This window comes from Flavobacterium fragile (genome assembly GCF_023634865.1).
Lineage (GTDB): Bacteria > Bacteroidota > Bacteroidia > Flavobacteriales > Flavobacteriaceae > Flavobacterium > Flavobacterium fragile.
This window is the reverse complement of sequence record NZ_JAMLJN010000002.1, coordinates 116,494-137,168: the sequence shown is the minus strand read 5'-3', so window position 1 is coordinate 137,168 and position 20,675 is coordinate 116,494. Positions and strand designations below refer to the sequence as shown.

Below are 20,675 nucleotides of genomic sequence, written 5' to 3'. Positions count from 1 at the left end.
ACTTTCATTAAAAATCCATAAATTTGCACCTTTATACAACGAGCGATGACAGAAACGATTAAAGCCCATATTGAAGAAGTAAAAGCTTTTCAAACCGATAATAAAGAACAATTAGAAGCCTTCCGAATCAAGTATTTAGGAAGTAAAGGCTTGTTGAAAGACTTTTTTGCCGAATTCAAAAATGTCCCAAACGAACAAAAGAAAGAATTTGGTCAAGTAATCAACGAATTGAAAACTTCGGCAGAAGAAAAGGTAAAAACCATTCAAGACGCTTTAGAAAATAAAGAAGAAGCAAAAGGAATTTACGGCGATACAACACGTCCGGGAGAAGCTATGAACATTGGTTCGCGCCATCCAATTTCTATTGTAAAAAACCAAATGATTGATATTTTTTCAACCATTGGTTTCAATGTGTCCGAAGGTCCAGAAATCGAAGACGATTGGCACAATTTTACCGCATTAAATTTACCAGAATATCATCCAGCACGAGATATGCAGGATACATTTTTCATTCAAACCAATCCTGATGTTTTGTTGCGTACACACACTTCATCAGTGCAAGTGCGTTATATGGAAAACAACAAACCGCCAATTCGTACGATTTCTCCAGGAAGAGTGTTCCGTAACGAGGCCGTTTCTTCGCGTTCGCACTGTATTTTCCATCAAGTGGAAGGTTTGTATATAGATAAAGACGTTTCCTTTGCCGATTTAAAACAAACCTTGTTGTATTTCACTAAAGAAATGTTCGGAAAATCGAAAATTCGTTTACGTCCGTCATATTTTCCATTTACAGAACCAAGTGCTGAAATCGATATTTATTGGGGATTAAAAACCGAAACAGATTATCGAATTACAAAAGGAACCGGTTGGTTAGAAATTGGTGGTTGCGGAATGGTAGATCCAAACGTATTGAAAAACTGTGGCATCAATCCAGACGAACACACAGGTTTCGCTTTCGGAATGGGAGTAGAACGTATTGCGATGTTGTTATACCAAATTGGCGATATTCGTATGTTTTACGAAAATGACGTTCGTTTCTTAGAGCAATTCAAATCGAGTATATAAATTAAGATAAAGTCTTAATAATTAATTCTTTAATCTTACTACTATTTCAATGAAGAAAGACATTATCATCCCAAAAGTAGAAGGCGTTCATATTGTAGCTTTTCAAGAATGGAACGACGATTTTATGGAGAATTCTTGGTACGCTTACTTAGTAAACGACACCGATAATTTGCTAGAAATGGCTATGGTAGTTTCTCGTGCTTATGGTTTAATCAATGGCGAAGAACGCAAAACAGGAACATTCCGTCACGCATTTGCTAAAGTAGAACCAAGAACCGCGGTTAAAGTTGAATTGTTAGAAAACAACGTTTTACAATTGAATAACGAATTCATGTTGTCGTATTTCTCAAACGGACAATTATACGATAAAACCTTCGTATTCCGAGTAAATACTATCAACGAAAAAGCCACTGCGGATTTACCAATCATCAACAAAAGAGGCGTTTTTGCGAATTAGATAGTAAAGTTACTATCAAAATAGTATCTTATTTATTTTCCTTCCCAACCCCACGGAGCATCAGGAGTTGCAATTGGTTTTTTCAAATCAAACGTAACACTGAAAACACGCTCTGTACCGATGCGTCTTAAGTTGTAGGTAAATGAATTTTCATCTAAAGTAATCCACCAAACATTATTTGAGGCATAACCAATTAAATCTGCCGTAAATTGATCAGCTGGAAATGATTGAATATTAGGCAAACCAGAATTTGATGCAGTTCCACCATATTGAGTAACTTTATCTTCTGAACCATCTTGATGTCTGTGATCATGTTTGAGCGTAATAACATCGTTATCAAATGTTAAAACCCAAGTACGCGATTTATCTTCTCCAACAAAGAATGGAATTTTTATATGATTTTCTGCACAACTTCTTACATGCATAACTAATTTTTTTCCTGAAAAAGGATCGTTTGGAGTTGCTCCAGCAGTTATTGTTCCTTCATAGGTTTGACCACAATGCTTTTTTAATTCCTCCCAAAACACTTTGGAACCTTTTTCAGATTGTCCAAAAGCTATTTGTACAAACCCAAGAATTAGAAACAGGATTCTTTTCATTGGAATTTGGTTTTAATCCTTATCAGGAAATAACAAAGAAGCAATTACAGACAAGATTAGAGCTCCACCCACAACAGATAAAGATAAACTTGTTGGAACGTGATAAAACGGCGCTATAATCATTTTAGTTCCGATAAAAGCCAAGATAAATCCTAATCCATATTTTAATTTACTGAACATATACATGAAATTCGCCAAAAGGAAATATAACGAACGTAATCCTAAAATCGCAAAAATATTAGACGTATAAAGAATAAATGGATCATCAGGAGCAATGGCAAAAATTGCTGGAATACTATCGATTGCAAATAATAAATCGGTAAATTCTACAATAGCTACTACTACAAATAAAGGAGTTGCAACTTTAAGTCCGTTTTCAATGGTGAAGAATTTATCGCCATCGTATTGATGCGTAACATTGAAAAATTTGTAAACAAATCGAGCACCTGGACTTTTTGTAAAGTCTTTGCTACCATCATCTTCTTCCTGACTAAAAGCAGATTTGATACCCGCAACAATCAAAATTAAACCGAAAATAGTTAATAAATAATTGATTTTAACCATTTGTCCGAAAAGTTCTATTTCAGGCAAATAAGTGTAATTTAACAGCCAAACTCCTGCGAAAATGAAAATAGCTCTAAATACTAATGCTCCAATTACACCCCAGAATAAAACTTTATGTTGGGCTTCTTTTGCCACATTGAAGTAGCCAAAAACTAAAATAAAAACAAATAAATTATCTACCGAAAGTGCTTTTTCAATCCAATACGCGCCTTGAAATTGCATGAATTTTTCGGCACCCATGTAATGATATATAATTCCACTGAATCCCATGGCAAGCGAAATCCAAATTACAGACCAAATAGCCGCTTCACGATTAGAAATTACATGGCTTTTTTTATTTAGAACTCCTAAATCAAGAATTAACATCGCAATGATGGTTATCGTAAAAGCCGTAATAATACCTGGATGATCTATTAAATGATCTATTGAACCTGTTTGTAAAGAAAATATCATGGGATTAATTTAATTTTTCAGTTAGTGATTTGAAAACGGTTTTAGCGTCTTTGTTTTTGTATAAAATTTCATATACAGCATCAATGATTGGAGTATCTGCACCGTATTCTTGATTTAATTTGTAAGCACTTTTTACAGCATAATAACCTTCAGCAATCATACTCATTTCCATTTGTGCAGATTTTACCGTATAGCCTTTTCCAATCATGTTTCCAAACATTCTATTTCGAGAAAAAACAGAATATCCAGTTACCAATAAATCGCCTAAATAAGCCGAATTATTAATATTTCGCTTCATTTTATGCACTTTACGAATAAATTTCTTCATTTCGCGAATTCCGTTACTCATTAAAACCGCCTGGAAGTTATCGCCATAGCCTAAACCATGAGCAATTCCGGCTGCAATTGCGTAAATATTTTTTAAAACGGCTGCATATTCAGTCCCAATAATATCATCAGTAGTTTTTGCTTTGATGTAGTGCGAACTCAAATTTTTAGCCACATATTTAGCTTTTTTCTTATCACTACACGCAATGGTTAGGTACGATAAACGTTCCATTGCTACTTCTTCTGCGTGACAAGGACCTGTAATTACCCCAATATTTTCAAATGGAATATCGTATTTAGTATGAAAATGTTCGCCTACAATCAAACTTGATTCAGGAACAATTCCTTTAATAGCTGAAAAAATGATTTTTCCTTCCAAACTTTCAGTCAAACTTTCTAATTCTTTGCTTAAAAAAGCTGACGGAACCACAAAAATAATGTAATCAGCATAAGCAACCGCTTCGTTGATGTCGTTTGTAAGTTTTAATTTATTGATGTCAAACGCAACCGAACTTAAGTAGTTTGGATTGTGTTTTTGATGTTTTAAATGCTCAATAGCATAAGTACTTCGCATGTACCAAGCGATTTCGTCTTGATTTTCACAAAGCATTTTCGCAATTGCAGTAGCCCAACTTCCTCCTCCAATGACGGCAAATTTTGGCTTTTTTTCCATTTTACGATTTAATTTAGAACATCAAAAATAGTCATTTAAAAAGGATTTACAAAAAACGTTTGCGAAACTCTTTTTAATACAAAGGCACGAAGAAAAACTCCGCGCCTTTATTATGATGAATACGTATTTTTTAATAACTCATTTCTACAATAGCTCTCACTTTTTCAAGTGTGATGTTTTGCTTTTCACCCATGGCTTTCCAACCTCTTTCTTCGAAACGATTTACGATGAAATCAGCTGTTTTTTCGATGTTTTCTGCGTTTTCAGAAATTTTGGTTTTCATGCCCATTTTGTGGAAGAACTCAACCGTTTTTTCAATCGCTTTTTCTGCAATTTCTTCCGTTGAATTGCCTTGAATGTTCCAAACGCGTTGCCCGTATTGTGCTAATTTCTCTTTTTTCGTATCGAACATGACGCGGTACAAGTTAGGTCCAATAATAGCCAAGGTTCTTGCATGATCAATTTCGTATAAAGCGGTTAATTCATGACCAATCATGTGTGTTGCCCAATCCGAAGGAACTCCTTTTTGGATTAAACCATTTAGTGCCATAGTAGCACTCCAAACAAAGTTGGAAGCCAATTTATAATCACTCGGATTTTCTACTACATCTGGACCAATTTCAATTAGCGTTTGTAAAATGCTTTCTGAAATTCGGTCTTGTAATAAAGCATCGTGTGTATAGGTTAAATATTGTTCCATTACGTGTGTGAACGCATCCACAACACCGTTTTGTAATTGTCTTTTTGGTAACGAAGTAATCACCGTTGGGTCAACAATGGAGAAAACTGGAAACAAAGCGCTTCCGCCCAACGTTAATTTTTCTTGTGTAGCTTCAATCGTAACTACAGCGCCTGAATTCATTTCCGAACCTGTTGCTGGTAATGTTAAAACGGTTCCAAAAGGAATCACTTTAGTAACATCTTTGAATAAGATTCGTTTTTTCAAAATATCGGCTTCGTCACCTTCAAAATTCACGGCAGCCGAAATAAATTTCACACCATCAATTACGCTTCCGCCACCAACAGCTAAGATGAAACCAATTTTTTCAGCACGAATAATTTCAACGGCTTTCATCAAAGTTTCAAAACGTGGATTCGGTTCGATTCCGCCAAATTCCACAATATCGTGATTGGGTAAAGCTGCTTTTACTTGGTCGTAAACGCCGTTTTTAAAGATACTTCCACCACCATAAGCAAGTAGAATCTTAGTATTTGTTGGAACTAAATCAGTTAGTTTAGCAATTTGTCCTTTTCCAAAGACATAATTTACCGGATTGTATAATTCGAAGTTTAGCATAACATTTTATTTTTTAAGAATACAAAGTTACGCAATGGGATTGGGAACGAATGGTAAAGGAATGTTAAGAGATAACTAATTATTTTGTTTAAACGTCTTTAAACAATTTAACATCATTGACATATTTTTATTTAATTCTTTAGTTCTAGAAGCGCTGGCATTTAAATAAAAATAATTATTTTCAGTACTACTTTTAGTAATTATGGTTATCATTTCTAATTCGCCATAATTTCCAGAATTAGATTTAGAATGGATAAAGTATGCCTCATTAATCAGAAAATCTGTTTTCCCTGAATCAATGATTATGAAAGAATCTTTTTGTTTGATTTTTTGAATGAGATAATCATATTCAGATTTCAAATCTTTTTTTGATGAAAATGGTTTCATTTTTTGAACACTTATTGCGTAGATAAAGTTTTCATTGTCAGGTTTTGAAACAGCATCGATTCCTAAAATTATTTCATCGTTATTTTCATAGTCTTCAACTTTACTTTCCCAATTCAATGGTAGGAAAATTTCAAATTCATCATTTGGATAAACAAATTTTTTCTTGGCAAATTTTACAGGGTAGTTTGCGTATTTTTCAAATGTAAATTGCTTTTCAGAACAAGAAATCAGGAGAGAAATAAAAACGAGTATGAAAATTTTTTTAATCATAATTTCATTACTTCTTATAAAACAAATTATGTTCCACGTATTCCCAAACTTTATTCGGTAACATCGGTACTACATTTTTACCGTTTTTAATGCTTTCGCGAATGAAAGTAGAAGACAATTCAATTACTGGTGCACCTACGCGATGAATTTTTGGATGATTCACAAATTGTTCGTCAATCTCACCTGAATTTAATCGCGGATAGACATAAATATCGTGATTTTGCAAAATGATTTCGTAGTTTTTCCACTTATGGAGTGAGTTCAAATTGTCTTCGCCCATGATTAATGAAAACTCGTGTTTGGGGAATTTTTCTTGCAGATGTGCTAAAGTATTAACCGTATAATTCGGCTGCGGCAATTTGAATTCGATATCTGAAGGTTGGATTTTAGGGTAATCTTCCGTTGCCAAATGCACCATGTGCAAACGATGGTAATCATCTAACAACGAACTTTTCTGCTTGTGCGGATTGTGCGGCGTTACCACCATCCAAATTTGATCCAAATCAGAATGTTCTGCCATGTGATTGGCAATAATCAAATGCCCAATGTGAATGGGATTAAACGTTCCGAAATACAATCCGATTTTCATTTGTTTGGGTTTTGGGTTTTGGGTTTTGGGTTTTGGGTTCATTTGTGCTATTTTACCAATGACCTTTTGCCCAATACCTTTTACCTATTTACTAATAAAATCCTTTACCAATTGATACGCTTCTTCTTTTGCCACATCTAAATCATAATTTTTGATAATGGTGTCAAATTGAGGTGCGGTGGCTAATTCAACCGATGCTTTTGCAATACGCATGTTGATTTTATCTTCGCTTTCTGTAGAACGCTGTTTTAAACGACGTTTTAATTCGTCAACACTTGGTGGTTTTACGAAAACCGCTAACGTTTCGTTTGGAAATTTGCTTTTGATACGTAATCCGCCTGCTACATCAATGTCAAAAATTACATGTTTTCCTAAAGCCCAAATGCGTTCTACCTCGGTTTTTAAAGTACCGTAGAAATTATCCGTGTATACTTCTTCCCATTCCACGAAATCTTCTGCTTTAATGTGCTTTTTGAATTCGTCCCAAGAGATAAAATAATAATCTTTCCCATCTACTTCTTCGCCACGAGGCGCACGCGTAGTACACGAAATCGAAAACTCTAAATTCAAATCGGGTTGGGCTAATAAATGGCGTACTATAGTGGTTTTTCCTGAACCTGATGGCGCAGAGAATACTAATAATTTTCCTTTAGTCATTGTGTTGTGTGTTATCCTGCAAGGTTTCCAAAACCTTGTAGGTAGTATGAATTACGGATTCAAATAGAATTTTATCAACTTTTTATATAGATAAATTACTATTTTTTTCTGTTATTATTTTCTCTTAATTTATATTTAGTATTTTTTTTACTTCTTTTATATATCTGTCAATTAGTTCTTCTGGTTTGAGATAATTTATATCTTCATAATTATGATTTTTCCCTTTTAATTTATATCGTGAACCATCAAAATATATCCAAAATGTTGAATCTTTAACATTGGTTAATTTGATAGTGATTATTTTTGCAGTTTTCTCTTGAATAATAAAACCTGTATCTTCTTTAATTTCTTCTAAGAAAGAAATATGATTAGATTCTAACAAATTTTTGACATCATTAGAAAGATTTTTTTGAAACTTGCTTAAATTTTCATTATTCAAAACTAAATATTTTTCCCAAAATTGATAATGTTGTTTATACCATTGCTTTCCTCTAAAGAATGAAGATGCTATATTTTTTATCCACATAGTTTTTACATATAATATATAACTCAAAAATAATACCTACAAGGTTTTGGAAACTTTGCAGGAATTTTATAAAACGTTTAAAACTTGTTCTTTAATCTTTTCCAATTCATCTTTCATCATCACCACCAATTTTTGCATTTCGGAATGATTTGATTTGGATCCCATGGTATTGATTTCTCTTCCCATTTCTTGCGTGATGAAACCTAGTTTTCTTCCGTTGGCTTCAGTTCCGTTTAAGGTTTCTAAGAAATAGTTTAAATGGTTGCCCAAACGCACTTTTTCTTCGGTAATGTCGTACTTTTCTAAATAAAAAATCAATTCTTGCTCGAAACGATTTTCATCTACATTGACTTTTAATTCATCTAAAGCAGTGCGTAAACGTGTTTTTACTGTTTCAATACGTTCGGCATCGTAAGAAACGGCCTCGTTCATTAATTTTTCAATATTGGCAATTCTTAATTGGAATTCTTTTTCCAACGAAGCACCTTCGTCTTTTCTAAAATTAACGATGTTTTCCAAGGCTTCATCAATCACGGTTTGGATTTGTTTCCATTCGTTTTCATCGATTTCGTCGCGCTCGGTTTTTAATGCGTCTGGCATACGAACGGCCATTTTCATTAATTCCGTTTCATCTGCATTTGGAATTACGGCTTTCATTTGGTTAATGTAACCTTTTACAACTGGCACATTGATTTTTGAAGTCGTTTCTTCGCCTGTAACTTCTATATATAATGAAAAATCAACCTTTCCACGCTCTAAACGTTGCGAAATTTGATTGCGTAAACCCAATTCCATTTCACGAAAAACCGATGGCATTCGCGTATTTAAGTCTAAACCTTTACTGTTTAGCGATTTGATTTCTACGGTAATTTTTTTGGTTGGTAATTGCAAAGATGCTTTCCCAAAACCCGTCATGGAGTGTATCATACGTTATAAAAATGTCTTCAAAGATAAGAAAAAGTGTTCAGTGTTCAGTTTTTAGTGTTTAGTGGGAAATTTAATCTTTAAATCTCCAATACTTTCTTTCAATACCTTCATTCGTTATATACAGAGTGTCTTTAGAAATTTTGAATTTTCCTTTAGAAGTATAATCATCATAAAATATGAATAACGAATCTTTTTTTAATTTGTATTCATATTCTTTTAATAAATCAAGATAGAAAATAGTTTTTTTATTGATTTCAAAGGTCGCATTCTCTGTACTTCCGTCAGTCCAAATTCCCAATATTGAGTTGTTTTTTTGTAAAAAATTAAATGATGAAAACAATACAACTAATGATGTTAGAAATAATAAAGTAGGTTTATTCATAATTAAATCACTTTTTTTGGGTTACTAAATATACCCCAATAAAAATTAAAATAGCCGAAATCAATTTTACTAAACTCAAGTCGTCTTTTCCTAGACTCACGGCGAAAATAGTAGCAAAAAGTGGTTGTAAATAGATAAAAACCGCTACGGTTGTTGGCTTAAGTTCACGCATGGAAACTAAATTCAGCAAATAAGTTAAGAAGGTCGAAAACACGACTACAAAACCAATTTTCCAGATGATATCTGTTGGTAAATTAGCAAAATCTATCGCTTGAAATTCGCCCCAACCAAATGGTAACACCATCAAGAATCCAAAAGTATAAATCCATTTCACGAAGGTGAAGGCGTTGTATTTATCCATTAATTTTTTCACGATAATTAAGTAAAATCCGTAGGAAACGGCATTTACAAAAACCAATAAGTTTCCTAAACTTGCATTGGTCGCGTTTACCAATGATTTTCCATACAATATCAATGTTATCGTTCCGGCTAAGCCTAAAATAATTCCTAACACTTTTCGGTTTTCCATGCGTTCTTTCATGATAAAAGCGGATAAAACGAGGACAATCATAGGTGTAGTCACCATTAAAACGGCTCCCATAATAGGCGAAGTGTAACTCAATCCTTTGAAAAAAGTCAACATATTAAATGCAACTCCGAAGAACGCAGCAGTAATAATTCGGGGAAAATCTTCTTTAGCGATTTTTTCTTTGGGTCCAAAAAAGGAAATCAGCCAAAATAACAAAACGGAACCTCCAACACGCATTACGATAAACCCGAAAGCGTCAACGTATTTTGGCATTACATCTTTGGCAATCGTGAAAGTCACACCATAAATGATGGAAACTAAGGTAGCGGCAACTAGAGCCCAATTTCTTTTTGACATTAGCTTAAAACGGTAATTACTTCGTGAATGTTTTTTGGACTATTTCCAATGTAAATCTTCCCATTGATAATAAAAACTGGTCGACTTAAAAAGGTGTAATGTTCTAAAAGATATTTTTTAAAATCGGCTTCAGTTAGATTTTTATCTTTTAATCCTAATGATTTGTATAATTGAGCTTTTTTGCTGAAAAGCGCTTCGTAACTTCCCGAAAGTTGATACATTTCTTCCAAATCGATTTCCGAAATTGGATTTTGACGAATATCAATAAATGTTAATTTATCAGAATTTGGAAGTGATTTGATGATTTTTTGGCAGGTATCACACGAAGCCAAATAGTATATTTTATTCATTTTGTTGTTTTTCAATTTCTGATGCAAAAATACAGCCTTTTGAATTCTAAAAATCAGTAATTTTGTAAAAAATTAATACAAATGAAATTCAATACAAAAACGATACATGGTGGGCAACATCATGAAAAAGTAACGGGAGCCGTAATGCCTCCTGTATTTCAAACGTCGACTTATGTACAATCAAGTCCTGGAAAACCGGTTGGTGATTATGAATATAGTAGAGCAGCTAACCCAACAAGAACCGCTTTAGAAGATGCTTTGGCGAGTATCGAAAACGGAGCAAGAGGTTTAGCTTTTTCATCTGGATTAGCGGCAACCGATTGTTTGTTACGCATGTTCAAATCAGGTGACGAAATCATCGCAATGGACGATTTATACGGCGGAACTTACAGATTGTTCACCAGATTATATAAAGATAGCGGTATCAAATTTCATTTCGTGGATATGAATGATTTGGAGAAATTCCAATCGTTAATCAATGAAAACACGAAATTGGTTTGGGTAGAAACGCCAACCAATCCCTTAATGAAATTAGCGGATATTGCTGCGATTGCTCAAATTACAAAAAAACATAATATTTTGTTTGCGGTGGATAATACATTCGCTACACCCTATTTACAAAAACCATTAGATTTAGGTGCTGATATTGTAATGCATTCGGCAACTAAATATTTAGGCGGACATTCAGATGTTATTGCTGGTGCTTTAATTATAAAAGACAAAGCGTTGGGTGAAGAATTACACTTTAAACAATTTGCAACAGGCGCAACTTTAGGACCAATGGATTCTTTCTTGGTTTTAAGAGGAATCAAAACGTTACATTTACGTGTACAGCGTCATTGCGAAAACGGTGAAAAAGTAGCGGAATATTTGAACAATCATCCTTTAGTGGAAAAAGTATATTATCCAGGTTTAACGTCACATCCTTTTCATGAAATTGCAAAAAAACAAATGAGCGGTTTTGGTGGAATGGTAACGTTTACTTTCAAGTCAGGTAAAAAAGAAGATGCGATTAAGTTTTTAGAAAATTTAAAAGTGTTCACATTAGCAGAATCTTTAGGTGGAGTGGAATCGTTAGCGAATCACCCAGCTTTAATGACACACGCATCTATTCCGGAAGATAAAAGAAAAGAAGTAGGTATTTCAGATGATTTAGTTCGTTTGAGCGTTGGAATTGAAGATATAGAAGATTTATTAGCGGATTTAGAACAAGCTTTTAAATAGTAGTATTAACAAAAAAATCCCGATTTGATAAAATCGGGATTTTTTGTATTGTAATATTATTAGTCTAAATAGTGGATGTATCCAAAATTAAGCCATACATTCCAATCATTTGTCTTGTTTTCTTTCCAAATTTCTGGATCTTTTCTTAATCCGTCTACCCAATCAGAAAAGTAATATTGCCATCTTAATTCTACAAATAAATCAGATAACTCAGCAAGTTTGTAGCGAGTACCAATAGAAGATACAATAGACCAAGTAGTTCCTCCTTCTGAAGAATATCCGTTAGGTAAATATCTTGGATATGTTGTTAATGGTGTTCCAAGGGGACCCAAATCTGAATAAACATGATTGTCAAAAATTGAAAAATGTACACCTAAACTGACAAAAGGCGCCCAGGCTCCATCTGTTGCCGTAAATTCTCTAATGCTAAATGGATAGTACTCAAGTTGCATACCAATATCAGTAACTTTGGTTTCGCCTTTCATCGCTTTAAGCATTCTGCCATAATCAGAATCTCTTTCTGCCCATTTACCAAAGTGATTTAACTTAGTACTATTATAAGATAGTTCTGATCGAATTTTAAAATGATCGTTAAAGTAAGTTTCGGGAGTGTAACAATTACATTCTGGGCTGTAGGCAAAGTTTAAGTAATGAACTAAACCAATGGCAAATCCAGTATTTCCTGCATTTGTTTCAAAGTCATTTCTAACTCCAAAATCGGACTGAAATGCAACTCCTCCAACAAATGCTCCGACTTCGTGAGAAAATCCAAATTGTGCTTTAGCAGAAAAACTTATTCCTAATAAGAATAAAAACAGATATTTAGCTTTTTTAGCCATTACTAAAATTTTATGGCGCAAATATATAAAACTACTGATATTTAATATAAAAAAATCATTAATTTATAAACAAAAGAAGTGAAATCACATGGGTTATTAACGCTATTAAAAATATAAAATTTATATAAAATATAACTAAGTGATTTTAAAAAATGTATATTTGTCAACTTTATTTTTTGAGAATAATGTAATTTGAAGTCAAAATAATATTAGTTAATTAGTTTATCTACAATTTTTTAGAATATTATGGAACAAAAAATCAATGATTTTATGGCTTTGGTTGAAGCCAAAAACCCAAATGAACCTGAGTTTTTACAAGCAGTTAGAGAATTTGCAGAAACAGTAATGCCATTTATAGCAAGTGATAAAAAGTATGATGGAAAAAATGTACTGTTAAGAATGGCTGAGCCAGAGCGCTCAATTATTTTTAGAGTGCCATGGGTAGACGATAAAGGAGAAATTCAAGTGAACAGAGGATTTCGTATTCAAATGAACTCTGCGATTGGACCATACAAAGGAGGAATTCGTTTTCATCCGACAGTAAACTTATCAGTTCTTAAGTTTTTAGCTTTTGAACAAGTTTTTAAAAATAGTTTAACTACGCTTCCTATGGGAGGAGGTAAAGGAGGTTCTGATTTTGATCCACAAGGAAAATCAGATGCTGAAATCATGCGTTTTTGTCAATCATTCATGACGGAGTTATGTCGTCATATCGGTCCAGATTTAGACGTTCCTGCTGGTGATATCGGTGTTGGAGCTAGAGAGATTGGATATATGTTTGGACAATATAAAAGAATTAGAAACGAATTTACAGGAGTTTTAACTGGTAAAGGTTTGGCTTATGGTGGATCGTTAATTCGTCCAGAAGCTACGGGTTATGGTGTAGTTTATTTTACACAACAAATGCTAAAAACTAAAGGAGAATCAATTGAAGGGAAAACCGTTGCTATCTCTGGTTTTGGTAATGTAGCTTGGGGTGTAGCATTAAAGGTAAACGAATTAGGAGGTAAGGTAGTTACAATTTCTGGTCCTGATGGATATATTTATGATGCTGAAGGTATTTCTGGAGAAAAGATTGACTTCATGGTCGAAATGAGAAATAGTGGAAACAATAGAGCAGAAAGTTTTGCTGAAAAGTTCCCAAGTGCTGTTTTCCACAAAGGGAAAAGACCATGGGAAGCAAAAGTGGATGTCGCCATTCCTTGTGCCACTCAAAATGAATTAAATGAAGAGGACGCTAAAAAATTAATTGCTAACGGTGTTATGTGTGTTACGGAAGCAGCTAACATGCCATCAACACTAGAGGCCATTAAATTATTCTTAGATGCAAAAGTTTTATTTGCTCCAGGTAAAGCCGCAAACGCTGGTGGTGTTGCAGCATCTGGTTTAGAAATGACACAAAACTCTATTCGTTTAAATTGGACAAGTGAAGAAGTTGACGCTCGTTTAAAAGAGATTATGACAGGTATTCACGGACAATGTAAAAAATACGGTACAGAAGCTGATGGATATGTAAACTATGTAAAAGGAGCCAACATTGCTGGTTTCGTAAAAGTAGCTGACGCTATGTTAGCTCAAGGCGTAGTATAATCATATCCTTATTAAATATAAAAGCTCTTTTGGATTTCCAAAAGAGCTTTTTCTTTTAAAAATATATGAAAATTAAAAATTAACACGTTTGTACTATATTTGTATTAAATACTACTGATGAAAAAAGCTTTTTTTATTTTTTTATTTTCACAATTTTTATTTTCACAACAAAACAATCAGTTGTGGAAAGGATATTTTTCTTATAACGAAATTGTAGATGTTGAGTCAGCCACTAATACTGTTTTTGCTGCAACTGAAAATGCTGTTTTTAATCAGGAAGTTACAAGTTCTAATTTAAACATTTACAATTCAATATCGGGTTTAAAACCAAATGTAATAACGACCCTTCATAGATCAGAAATTTTCAATAAAACGTTTGTTGGAAATAACAATGGATTAATTTTAATTCAAAATTCAGATGGGTCAATTTCTACTAAAGTCGATATTATTACAGAAGTTCCAGTTCCACCAGATAAAAAGAAAATCAACGATTTTTATGAGTTTGATGGCCGCTTGTATATTGCAGCTGATTATGGAATTTCTGTTATGGATATTGCAACATCCGAATTTATTTCAACCTATTTTATTGGAACCACAGGGGAAGAAACTGAAGTATTGCAAACAACCGTTTTTAATAACGAGATATATGCTGTAACTAGAAATTTTGGAATTAGAAAAGCAAGTCTTGGTAATCCTAATTTATTTGATTTTAATCAATGGCAAACTTTTGATGGAGGCTATTGGACAGGAATTATTTCTTTTAATAATCAGTTAGTTGCAAGTAATGCAAACTCAAAATTATATCGAAACAACGGTACGAGTTTTCAAGAGATTTTAAGTCTCAATCAAGCAGTAATAAAATTAAAAACAAATGGATCTGAAGTTGTCGTAACAACACAAAATAATGTTTACGTTCTTAATACAGCCCTACTTGTGACAGCTCATGTAAATCAAATTACAGATTATAATGTGCAATTTACCGCTGCTTCAGTTGTTAATGGTTTTTTATACATAGGAACACAAAAAGATGGTTTGTTTTCTGCAAGTTTGTCAAATCCAACTGTTTTCACTCCAATTTCACCTAACGGACCGTTACAAAATTATACCTTCCGAGTTAAAAAAGGTTCGAACAGATTGTGGGCTGTACATGGCGATTATAATCAACAATTTAACCCTTATCCTTTGGATGAATTAGGAATAAGTATGTTCAATGGTGAAAATGGATGGGTCAATAAACCCTATGATGAGCTTTTGGGTGCGAAATCATTATCTGATATTGCTTTTAATCCATCTCGACCAAATGAAGTATACGTGACATCTTATTTCTCAGGTATGCTGAAATTTCAAGGAGATAATATAGAATTATTGAATAATACCAATACCGGTCCAAATGGATTGGAATCTTTAGTATTGTCTGGAAATCCTACATATGTTGATATTCGTATCAATAGTCCAGCTTTTGACAGAGACGGAAACCTTTGGGTAACCAATGCTTTTGTAAACAAAGCCATTAAAGTATTACGCACAAACGGACAATGGCAGTCTTATGATTTAACCGGAATTACAGCTAATTTATCTTCAGGAAGGTACAATTCCATGGCTATTGACCGAAACAACACTAAGTGGATTTCTGCTTACAACGATGGAGTAGTAGCTTTTAACGAAAATTACGGAAATAAATTCATCGTAATTAATCAAAGCAATGCAAATATACCTTCTACCGATGTAAATTGTGTAGCCCTAGATAACCGGAACCAGCTGTGGATTGGCACAGGAGCAGGTTTGCGTATTTTACCAAGTGTTGATCGTTTTGTTTCTGAAACAGAGTTGGAAGTTTTTCCAATAATTATTCAAGAAGGAGATTTGGCTCAAGAACTTTTTTATCAACAACCAGTTTTAGATATTGCGGTAGATGGTGCTAACAGAAAATGGATTTCTATTGCAGATGGGGGTGTTTTTTTAGTTTCTTCAAATGGCCAACAAACTATTTATAGATTTGATAAAAGTAATTCTCCTTTACCAAGCAATAATGTGTTAGATATAGAAATTGATGGCGTTTCTGGTGAAGTCTTTTTTGCAACCGACAAAGGAATTGTTTCGTTTTTAGGAACTTCAACCAAACCAAGTGATAGCTTAGGCGATGTCTTTGTTTATCCAAATCCAGTACGCCCAAATTTTACAGGAACTGTAAAAATTAGTGGATTAACCGATAAAGCCAATGTAAAAATTACAGATATCGAAGGTAATTTGGTTTACGAAACCACGTCATCAGGTGGAACCATTGAATGGGATACCACAGCTTTTGGTAAATACAAAGTGGCTTCGGGGGTTTACATGATCTTTGTGGCTTCTCAAGACGGAATGGATTCTACAGTTAAAAAAGTGATGATTATCCGATAAAATAATGTTAGTTAAAACCAAAGCTATTGTAATTTCGGCATTAAAATATCAAGAAAAAAGCTTGATTGTAAAGTGTTTCACGCAATCCGATGGTTTGAAGAGTTATTTCGTTCCAAGCGCTTATTCTAACAAAAAAGGGAATCAAAAAATTGCGTATTTTCAACCGTTAACGATTATTGAAATTGAAGCGAATCACAAAAATAAAGGCACACTCGAACATTTTAAAGAAATCAAATTAGCACATAGTTTTCATTCGATAAATACGGATATTGTTAAAAGTACTATCGTTATTTTTCTGTCCGAAATTCTGTATCACAGCATTCACGAAGAAGAGAAAAATGAAAATTTATTTTCTTTTTTAGAAACCGCCTTACTTTGGTTGGATGCCCACGAAGAAGCTACAAATTTTCATCTAATTTTGATGATGGAAATGACCAAATTTTTAGGGTTTTATCCCGATGTTTCTGAAATAGATTTCGATTTTTTCGATGTCAAAGAAGGTTTTTTTACGCCATTTCAATCGGTAAATACGCTTTCGGCTCATGAAACGCAATTATTTAAACGGTTAATCGAATTAAAATTTGATTCCAATCAAAAAACTTTTGCCGGAATAGAACGCCAACTTTTGCTAAAAATCCTCTTAGATTTCTATACCTTACACCTCGAAGGCTTCAAAAAACCTAAATCGTTAGAAGTTTTAAAAGAAGTTTTTTCCTAAGTCTTAACTTTTGCCTTATACCTTTTGCCTTTTACCTTTAAATCATTACTTTCGCAAATTGATTTAAGAAAGCGACAAAATGAGTACAAAATTTACTGAATACAAAGGACTTGACTTGCCAACAGTAGCATCAGAAGTTCTTGATTTTTGGAAAAAAAACAACATCTTTGAACAATCGGTAACTTCTCGCGAAGGAGCTACACCTTACGTTTTTTTTGAAGGACCACCATCTGCAAATGGTTTGCCTGGAATTCACCACGTGATGGCCCGTGCGATTAAAGATATTTTTTGTCGTTACAAAACTCAAAAAGGCTACCAAGTGAAGCGTAAAGCCGGCTGGGATACGCACGGTTTACCCGTAGAATTAGGTACCGAAAAAGAATTAGGTATCACCAAAGAAGACATCGGAAAAACGATTTCAGTTACTGAATACAACGAAGCGTGTAAAAGAACCGTGATGCGTTACACCGACGTTTGGAATGACCTTACGGAAAAAATGGGGTATTGGGTAGATATGGAAGATCCGTATGTGACGTACAAATCCAAATACATGGAAACCGTTTGGTGGTTGCTAAAACAAATTTACAACAAAGATTTACTATACAAAGGTTACACAATCCAACCCTATTCTCCAAAAGCGGGAACAGGTTTGTCATCGCACGAAGTAAACCAACCAGGTTCATACCGCGATGTTACCGATACAACGATTGTGGCTCAGTTTAAAGCTAAAGACGAAACGTTACCAAGTTTCTTACAAGGTTTTGGAACGGTTCATTTCTTAGCTTGGACGACAACTCCTTGGACGTTGCCATCAAACACAGCGTTGACTGTTGGTCCAAAAATTGATTATGTTTTAGTAAAAACCTTCAATCAATATACTTTTGAACCAATCAATGTTGTTTTAGCGAAACCTTTAGTTGGAAAACAATTTGGTGGAAAGTATTTTGTGGCTGAGTCTGAAGAAGATTTTGCTAATTATAAATCAGAAGATAAAAAGATTCCATACCAAATTTTAGCCGAAGCAAAAGGTGCTGATTTAGTTGGAATTCGTTACGAACAATTATTACCATTAGCGTTACCATATCAAAATCCAGAAAATGCATTTAGAGTAATTCCAGGTGATTTCGTTACTACGGAAGATGGAACTGGAATTGTACACACGGCACCAACATTCGGAGCTGATGATGCTAAAGTGGCCAAAGAAGCAACTCCAGAAGTGCCACCAATGTTAGTTTTAGACGAAAATGGAAATCCAGTGCCATTGGTTGATTTGCAAGGAAAATTTGTTGCAGGATTAGGTGATTTATCAGGAAAATACGTTAAAAACGAATATTATAACGAAGGCGAAGCACCTGAGAAATCAGTAGATGTTGAAATCGCCATTCGTTTAAAAGAAGAAAATAAAGCCTTTAAGGTTGAAAAATACGTACACAGTTATCCGCATTGTTGGAGAACCGACAAACCCATTCTATACTATCCATTAGATTCTTGGTTCATCAAAGTAACCGAAATCAAAGATAGAATGTTCGACTTAAACGACACCATCAATTGGAAACCAAAAGCTACAGGAGAAGGCCGTTTCGGAAATTGGTTGAAAAACGCAAACGATTGGAACTTGTCGCGTTCTAGATATTGGGGAATTCCTTTGCCAATTTGGAGAAGTGAAGATGGAACAGAAGAAATGTTGGTAGGTTCGGTTGAAGAATTGTACAACGAAATCGAAAAATCAATCGCAGCTGGTTTCCAAGCTGAAAATCCATACAAAGGATTCAAAATTGGCGACATGAGCGAAGCCAACTACGATTTAGTGGATTTACATAAAAATGTAGTGGATAACATCGTTTTAGTTTCTCCATCAGGAAAACCAATGAAACGCGAAACGGATTTAATTGACGTTTGGTTCGACTCAGGTGCGATGCCTTATGCACAATGGCATTATCCATTCGAAAACAAAGAATTAATCGACGAAAATAAGGCGTTCCCAGCCGATTTTATTGCGGAAGGTGTTGACCAGACACGTGGTTGGTTCTATACATTACATGCAATTGGAACATTAGTTTTTGATAAAATAGCATACAAAAACGTAGTTTCAAACGGATTAGTTTTGGACAAAAACGGACAAAAAATGTCGAAACGTTTAGGAAATGCGGTTGATCCATTCACCACTTTGGCTGAATATGGTCCAGATGCTACACGTTGGTACATGATTTCGAATGCTAATCCTTGGGATAACTTAAAATTTGATATTGAAGGTGTTGCTGAGGTAAGAAGAAAATTCTTTGGAACACTTTATAATACATATTCGTTCTTTGCATTATATGCCAATATTGATGGTTTTAAATATGATGAGGCGGAAGTTCCATTAAACGAAAGACCAGAAATCGACCGTTGGATTTTATCGGAATTACATACTTTAATTCAATTAGTAGATGAAGCGTATGCGGATTACGAACCAACAAAAGCGGCTCGTGCTATTTCCGATTTCGTTCAAGAAAACTTGAGTAACTGGTACGTTCGTTTGTGTAGAAGAAGATTCTGGAAAGGTGATTATGCACAGGATAAAATTGCGGCTTATCAAACGTTATATACTTGTTTGGTAACAGTTGCGAAGCTTTCTGCTCCAATTGCACCGTTCTTTATGGACAAACTTTACAGAGATTTAACACAAGCTACAGGTTCTGAGTCGTTTGAAAGCGTACATTTGGCCGAGTTTCCAAAAATGGTTGAAAACTTTGTTGATAAATCATTAGAAAGCAAAATGATGAAAGCACAAACGGTTTCTTCACTAGTTTTATCGCTTCGTAAGAAGGAAATGATTAAAGTGCGTCAACCGTTGCAAAGGGTTATGATTCCTGTACTTGACGACAATCAGCGTGCTGAAATTGAGGCAGTTTCTGACTTGATTAAAGCAGAGGTAAACGTGAAAGAAGTAGAGTTGTTAGATGATGCTTCGGGTGTTTTAGTGAAGCAAATTAAGCCTAATTTTAAAACATTAGGACCGCGTTTTGGTAAGGATATGGGATTGATTTCCAAAGAGATACATAATTTTGAACAAGAACAAATTGCAAAATTAGAGCGTGATGGCGAGCTAGTTATGGAAATTCCAGGAAAAACTATAATTTTATCACAAGATGATGTGGAAATTTCATCGCAAGATATCCCAGGTTGGTTAGTAGCCAATTCAAACGGAATTACAGTAGCTTTAGATATTACTATTTCCGATGAATTAAGAAAAGAAGGAATCGCGAGAGAATTGATCAACAGAATCCAAAATATCAGAAAAGATTCTGGATTTGAAGTGACTGACAAGATTACCGTTAAAATGGAAAAAAATCCGCAAGTTGAGGAGGCCGTTTTAGCTAATGAATCGTATATTAAGTCAGAAACACTAACCGAATCATTAATTTTTGTTCCAACCCTTGAAAATGGTACGGAAATTGAGTTTGATGATATTAAAACAAGCATATTAATTTCAAAATAAAAGCCAAAAGCTTT

The 20,675-nt window shown here is 34.1% G+C and carries 20 protein-coding genes; 7 read left to right on the top strand and 13 right to left on the bottom strand.

Going from position 1 to position 20,675, the window contains the following annotated elements:
* Positions 1 to 45 precede the first annotated feature (45 nt).
* A complete protein-coding gene (gene pheS, locus NAT47_RS03055; protein ID WP_026725129.1) occupies positions 46 to 1,065 on the top strand; it encodes a phenylalanine--tRNA ligase subunit alpha in 1,020 nt (339 codons plus the stop codon).
* A 49-nt stretch (positions 1,066 to 1,114) separates the two neighbouring features.
* Positions 1,115 to 1,522, top strand: a complete 408-nt coding sequence (locus tag NAT47_RS03050) for a hypothetical protein (RefSeq protein WP_250580163.1) — start codon at positions 1,115 to 1,117, stop codon at positions 1,520 to 1,522.
* 32 nt (positions 1,523 to 1,554) lie between these two features.
* Here NAT47_RS03050 and NAT47_RS03045 read toward each other — a convergent pair whose 3' ends face one another.
* The 12 genes from NAT47_RS03045 to NAT47_RS02990 form a co-directional block, all read right to left on the bottom strand.
* Positions 1,555 to 2,121 (bottom strand): hypothetical protein, encoded by a 567-nt coding sequence (locus NAT47_RS03045; protein ID WP_250580161.1) that lies wholly within the window; start codon positions 2,119 to 2,121, stop codon positions 1,555 to 1,557.
* A gap of 12 nt (positions 2,122 to 2,133) precedes the next feature.
* The gene (locus NAT47_RS03040) at positions 2,134 to 3,111 is read right to left on the bottom strand and encodes a TerC family protein (protein ID WP_250580728.1); all 978 of its coding nucleotides are present in this window, start codon (positions 3,109 to 3,111) and stop codon (positions 2,134 to 2,136) included.
* A gap of 31 nt (positions 3,112 to 3,142) precedes the next feature.
* Complete coding sequence (locus NAT47_RS03035; protein WP_250580159.1) at positions 3,143 to 4,138, bottom strand: NAD(P)H-dependent glycerol-3-phosphate dehydrogenase; 996 nt, start codon at positions 4,136 to 4,138, stop codon at positions 3,143 to 3,145.
* A gap of 130 nt (positions 4,139 to 4,268) precedes the next feature.
* Complete coding sequence (locus tag NAT47_RS03030; RefSeq protein ID WP_250580157.1) at positions 4,269 to 5,435, bottom strand: iron-containing alcohol dehydrogenase; 1,167 nt, start codon at positions 5,433 to 5,435, stop codon at positions 4,269 to 4,271.
* A gap of 75 nt (positions 5,436 to 5,510) precedes the next feature.
* Positions 5,511 to 6,092, bottom strand: a complete 582-nt coding sequence (locus NAT47_RS03025) for a hypothetical protein (protein ID WP_250580155.1) — start codon at positions 6,090 to 6,092, stop codon at positions 5,511 to 5,513.
* 7 nt (positions 6,093 to 6,099) lie between these two features.
* On the bottom strand, positions 6,100 to 6,681 hold the full coding sequence (nadD, locus tag NAT47_RS03020) for a nicotinate (nicotinamide) nucleotide adenylyltransferase (protein WP_250580727.1): 582 nt from the start codon (positions 6,679 to 6,681) through the stop codon (positions 6,100 to 6,102).
* An 84-nt stretch (positions 6,682 to 6,765) separates the two neighbouring features.
* Entirely contained in the window at positions 6,766 to 7,338 is a 573-nt protein-coding gene (gene gmk, locus NAT47_RS03015) for a guanylate kinase (protein WP_250580153.1), read from the bottom strand.
* A 124-nt stretch (positions 7,339 to 7,462) separates the two neighbouring features.
* The gene (locus NAT47_RS03010; RefSeq protein ID WP_250580151.1) at positions 7,463 to 7,864 is read right to left on the bottom strand and encodes a hypothetical protein; all 402 of its coding nucleotides are present in this window, start codon (positions 7,862 to 7,864) and stop codon (positions 7,463 to 7,465) included.
* Positions 7,865 to 7,930: 66 nt separating this feature from the next.
* Complete coding sequence (locus NAT47_RS03005) at positions 7,931 to 8,791, bottom strand: YicC/YloC family endoribonuclease (protein ID WP_250580150.1); 861 nt, start codon at positions 8,789 to 8,791, stop codon at positions 7,931 to 7,933.
* Positions 8,792 to 8,861: 70 nt separating this feature from the next.
* Positions 8,862 to 9,173: a hypothetical protein gene (locus tag NAT47_RS03000; RefSeq protein WP_250580149.1), complete on the bottom strand. Its 312-nt coding sequence runs from the start codon at positions 9,171 to 9,173 to the stop codon at positions 8,862 to 8,864.
* Between the two features lie 7 nt (positions 9,174 to 9,180).
* Positions 9,181 to 10,059, bottom strand: a complete 879-nt coding sequence (locus NAT47_RS02995; RefSeq protein ID WP_250580148.1) for a DMT family transporter — start codon at positions 10,057 to 10,059, stop codon at positions 9,181 to 9,183.
* A complete protein-coding gene (locus tag NAT47_RS02990; RefSeq protein ID WP_250580147.1) occupies positions 10,059 to 10,409 on the bottom strand; it encodes an arsenate reductase family protein in 351 nt (116 codons plus the stop codon). The genes NAT47_RS02995 and NAT47_RS02990 overlap by 1 nt, the downstream gene beginning before the upstream one ends.
* Before the next feature lie 81 nt (positions 10,410 to 10,490).
* Between NAT47_RS02990 and NAT47_RS02985 the strand changes: the two genes are divergently transcribed.
* Complete coding sequence (locus NAT47_RS02985) at positions 10,491 to 11,633, top strand: cystathionine gamma-synthase (RefSeq protein WP_250580146.1); 1,143 nt, start codon at positions 10,491 to 10,493, stop codon at positions 11,631 to 11,633.
* Between the two features lie 59 nt (positions 11,634 to 11,692).
* Here the strand turns inward: NAT47_RS02985 and NAT47_RS02980 are convergent, their stop codons facing one another.
* Positions 11,693 to 12,472 carry a THC0290_0291 family protein gene (locus NAT47_RS02980; RefSeq protein ID WP_250580145.1) on the bottom strand — a complete coding sequence of 260 codons (780 nt, stop codon included), beginning with the start codon at positions 12,470 to 12,472 and terminating at the stop codon, positions 11,693 to 11,695.
* 246 nt (positions 12,473 to 12,718) lie between these two features.
* On the opposite strand from NAT47_RS02980, the gene gdhA reads away from it, so the two are divergent.
* The 4 genes from gdhA (at position 12,719) to ileS (ending at position 20,661) form a co-directional block, all read left to right on the top strand.
* On the top strand, positions 12,719 to 14,062 hold the full coding sequence (gene gdhA, locus NAT47_RS02975) for an NADP-specific glutamate dehydrogenase (protein ID WP_250580142.1): 1,344 nt from the start codon (positions 12,719 to 12,721) through the stop codon (positions 14,060 to 14,062).
* A gap of 117 nt (positions 14,063 to 14,179) precedes the next feature.
* A complete protein-coding gene (gene porZ / locus NAT47_RS02970; protein ID WP_250580140.1) occupies positions 14,180 to 16,462 on the top strand; it encodes a type IX secretion system anionic LPS delivery protein PorZ in 2,283 nt (760 codons plus the stop codon).
* 4 nt (positions 16,463 to 16,466) lie between these two features.
* Positions 16,467 to 17,180 (top strand): DNA repair protein RecO, encoded by a 714-nt coding sequence (gene recO, locus NAT47_RS02965; protein WP_250580138.1) that lies wholly within the window; start codon positions 16,467 to 16,469, stop codon positions 17,178 to 17,180.
* 79 nt (positions 17,181 to 17,259) lie between these two features.
* Entirely contained in the window at positions 17,260 to 20,661 is a 3,402-nt protein-coding gene (gene ileS, locus NAT47_RS02960; protein ID WP_250580136.1) for an isoleucine--tRNA ligase, read from the top strand.
* Positions 20,662 to 20,675: the final 14 nt, after the last annotated feature.

What these genes read in the sequence shown, in the direction of transcription:
- recO (WP_250580138.1), top strand. Translation starts at nt 16,467, where the DNA reads ATGTTAGTTAAAACCAAAGCTATTGTAATTTCGGCATTAAAATATCAA.
- NAT47_RS03045 (WP_250580161.1), bottom strand. Translation starts at nt 2,121, where the DNA reads ATGAAAAGAATCCTGTTTCTAATTCTTGGGTTTGTACAAATAGCTTTT.
- NAT47_RS03035 (WP_250580159.1), bottom strand. Translation starts at nt 4,138, where the DNA reads ATGGAAAAAAAGCCAAAATTTGCCGTCATTGGAGGAGGAAGTTGGGCT.
- porZ (WP_250580140.1), top strand. Translation starts at nt 14,180, where the DNA reads ATGAAAAAAGCTTTTTTTATTTTTTTATTTTCACAATTTTTATTTTCA.
- NAT47_RS03025 (WP_250580155.1), bottom strand. Translation starts at nt 6,092, where the DNA reads ATGATTAAAAAAATTTTCATACTCGTTTTTATTTCTCTCCTGATTTCT.
- pheS (WP_026725129.1), top strand. Translation starts at nt 46, where the DNA reads ATGACAGAAACGATTAAAGCCCATATTGAAGAAGTAAAAGCTTTTCAA.
- ileS (WP_250580136.1), top strand. Translation starts at nt 17,260, where the DNA reads ATGAGTACAAAATTTACTGAATACAAAGGACTTGACTTGCCAACAGTA.
- NAT47_RS03050 (WP_250580163.1), top strand. Translation starts at nt 1,115, where the DNA reads ATGAAGAAAGACATTATCATCCCAAAAGTAGAAGGCGTTCATATTGTA.
- NAT47_RS02990 (WP_250580147.1), bottom strand. Translation starts at nt 10,409, where the DNA reads ATGAATAAAATATACTATTTGGCTTCGTGTGATACCTGCCAAAAAATC.
- gdhA (WP_250580142.1), top strand. Translation starts at nt 12,719, where the DNA reads ATGGAACAAAAAATCAATGATTTTATGGCTTTGGTTGAAGCCAAAAAC.
- NAT47_RS03030 (WP_250580157.1), bottom strand. Translation starts at nt 5,435, where the DNA reads ATGCTAAACTTCGAATTATACAATCCGGTAAATTATGTCTTTGGAAAA.
- NAT47_RS03010 (WP_250580151.1), bottom strand. Translation starts at nt 7,864, where the DNA reads ATGTGGATAAAAAATATAGCATCTTCATTCTTTAGAGGAAAGCAATGG.
- NAT47_RS02995 (WP_250580148.1), bottom strand. Translation starts at nt 10,059, where the DNA reads ATGTCAAAAAGAAATTGGGCTCTAGTTGCCGCTACCTTAGTTTCCATC.
- NAT47_RS03000 (WP_250580149.1), bottom strand. Translation starts at nt 9,173, where the DNA reads ATGAATAAACCTACTTTATTATTTCTAACATCATTAGTTGTATTGTTT.
- NAT47_RS02980 (WP_250580145.1), bottom strand. Translation starts at nt 12,472, where the DNA reads ATGGCTAAAAAAGCTAAATATCTGTTTTTATTCTTATTAGGAATAAGT.
- NAT47_RS02985 (WP_250580146.1), top strand. Translation starts at nt 10,491, where the DNA reads ATGAAATTCAATACAAAAACGATACATGGTGGGCAACATCATGAAAAA.
- gmk (WP_250580153.1), bottom strand. Translation starts at nt 7,338, where the DNA reads ATGACTAAAGGAAAATTATTAGTATTCTCTGCGCCATCAGGTTCAGGA.
- nadD (WP_250580727.1), bottom strand. Translation starts at nt 6,681, where the DNA reads ATGAAAATCGGATTGTATTTCGGAACGTTTAATCCCATTCACATTGGG.
- NAT47_RS03005 (WP_250580150.1), bottom strand. Translation starts at nt 8,791, where the DNA reads ATGATACACTCCATGACGGGTTTTGGGAAAGCATCTTTGCAATTACCA.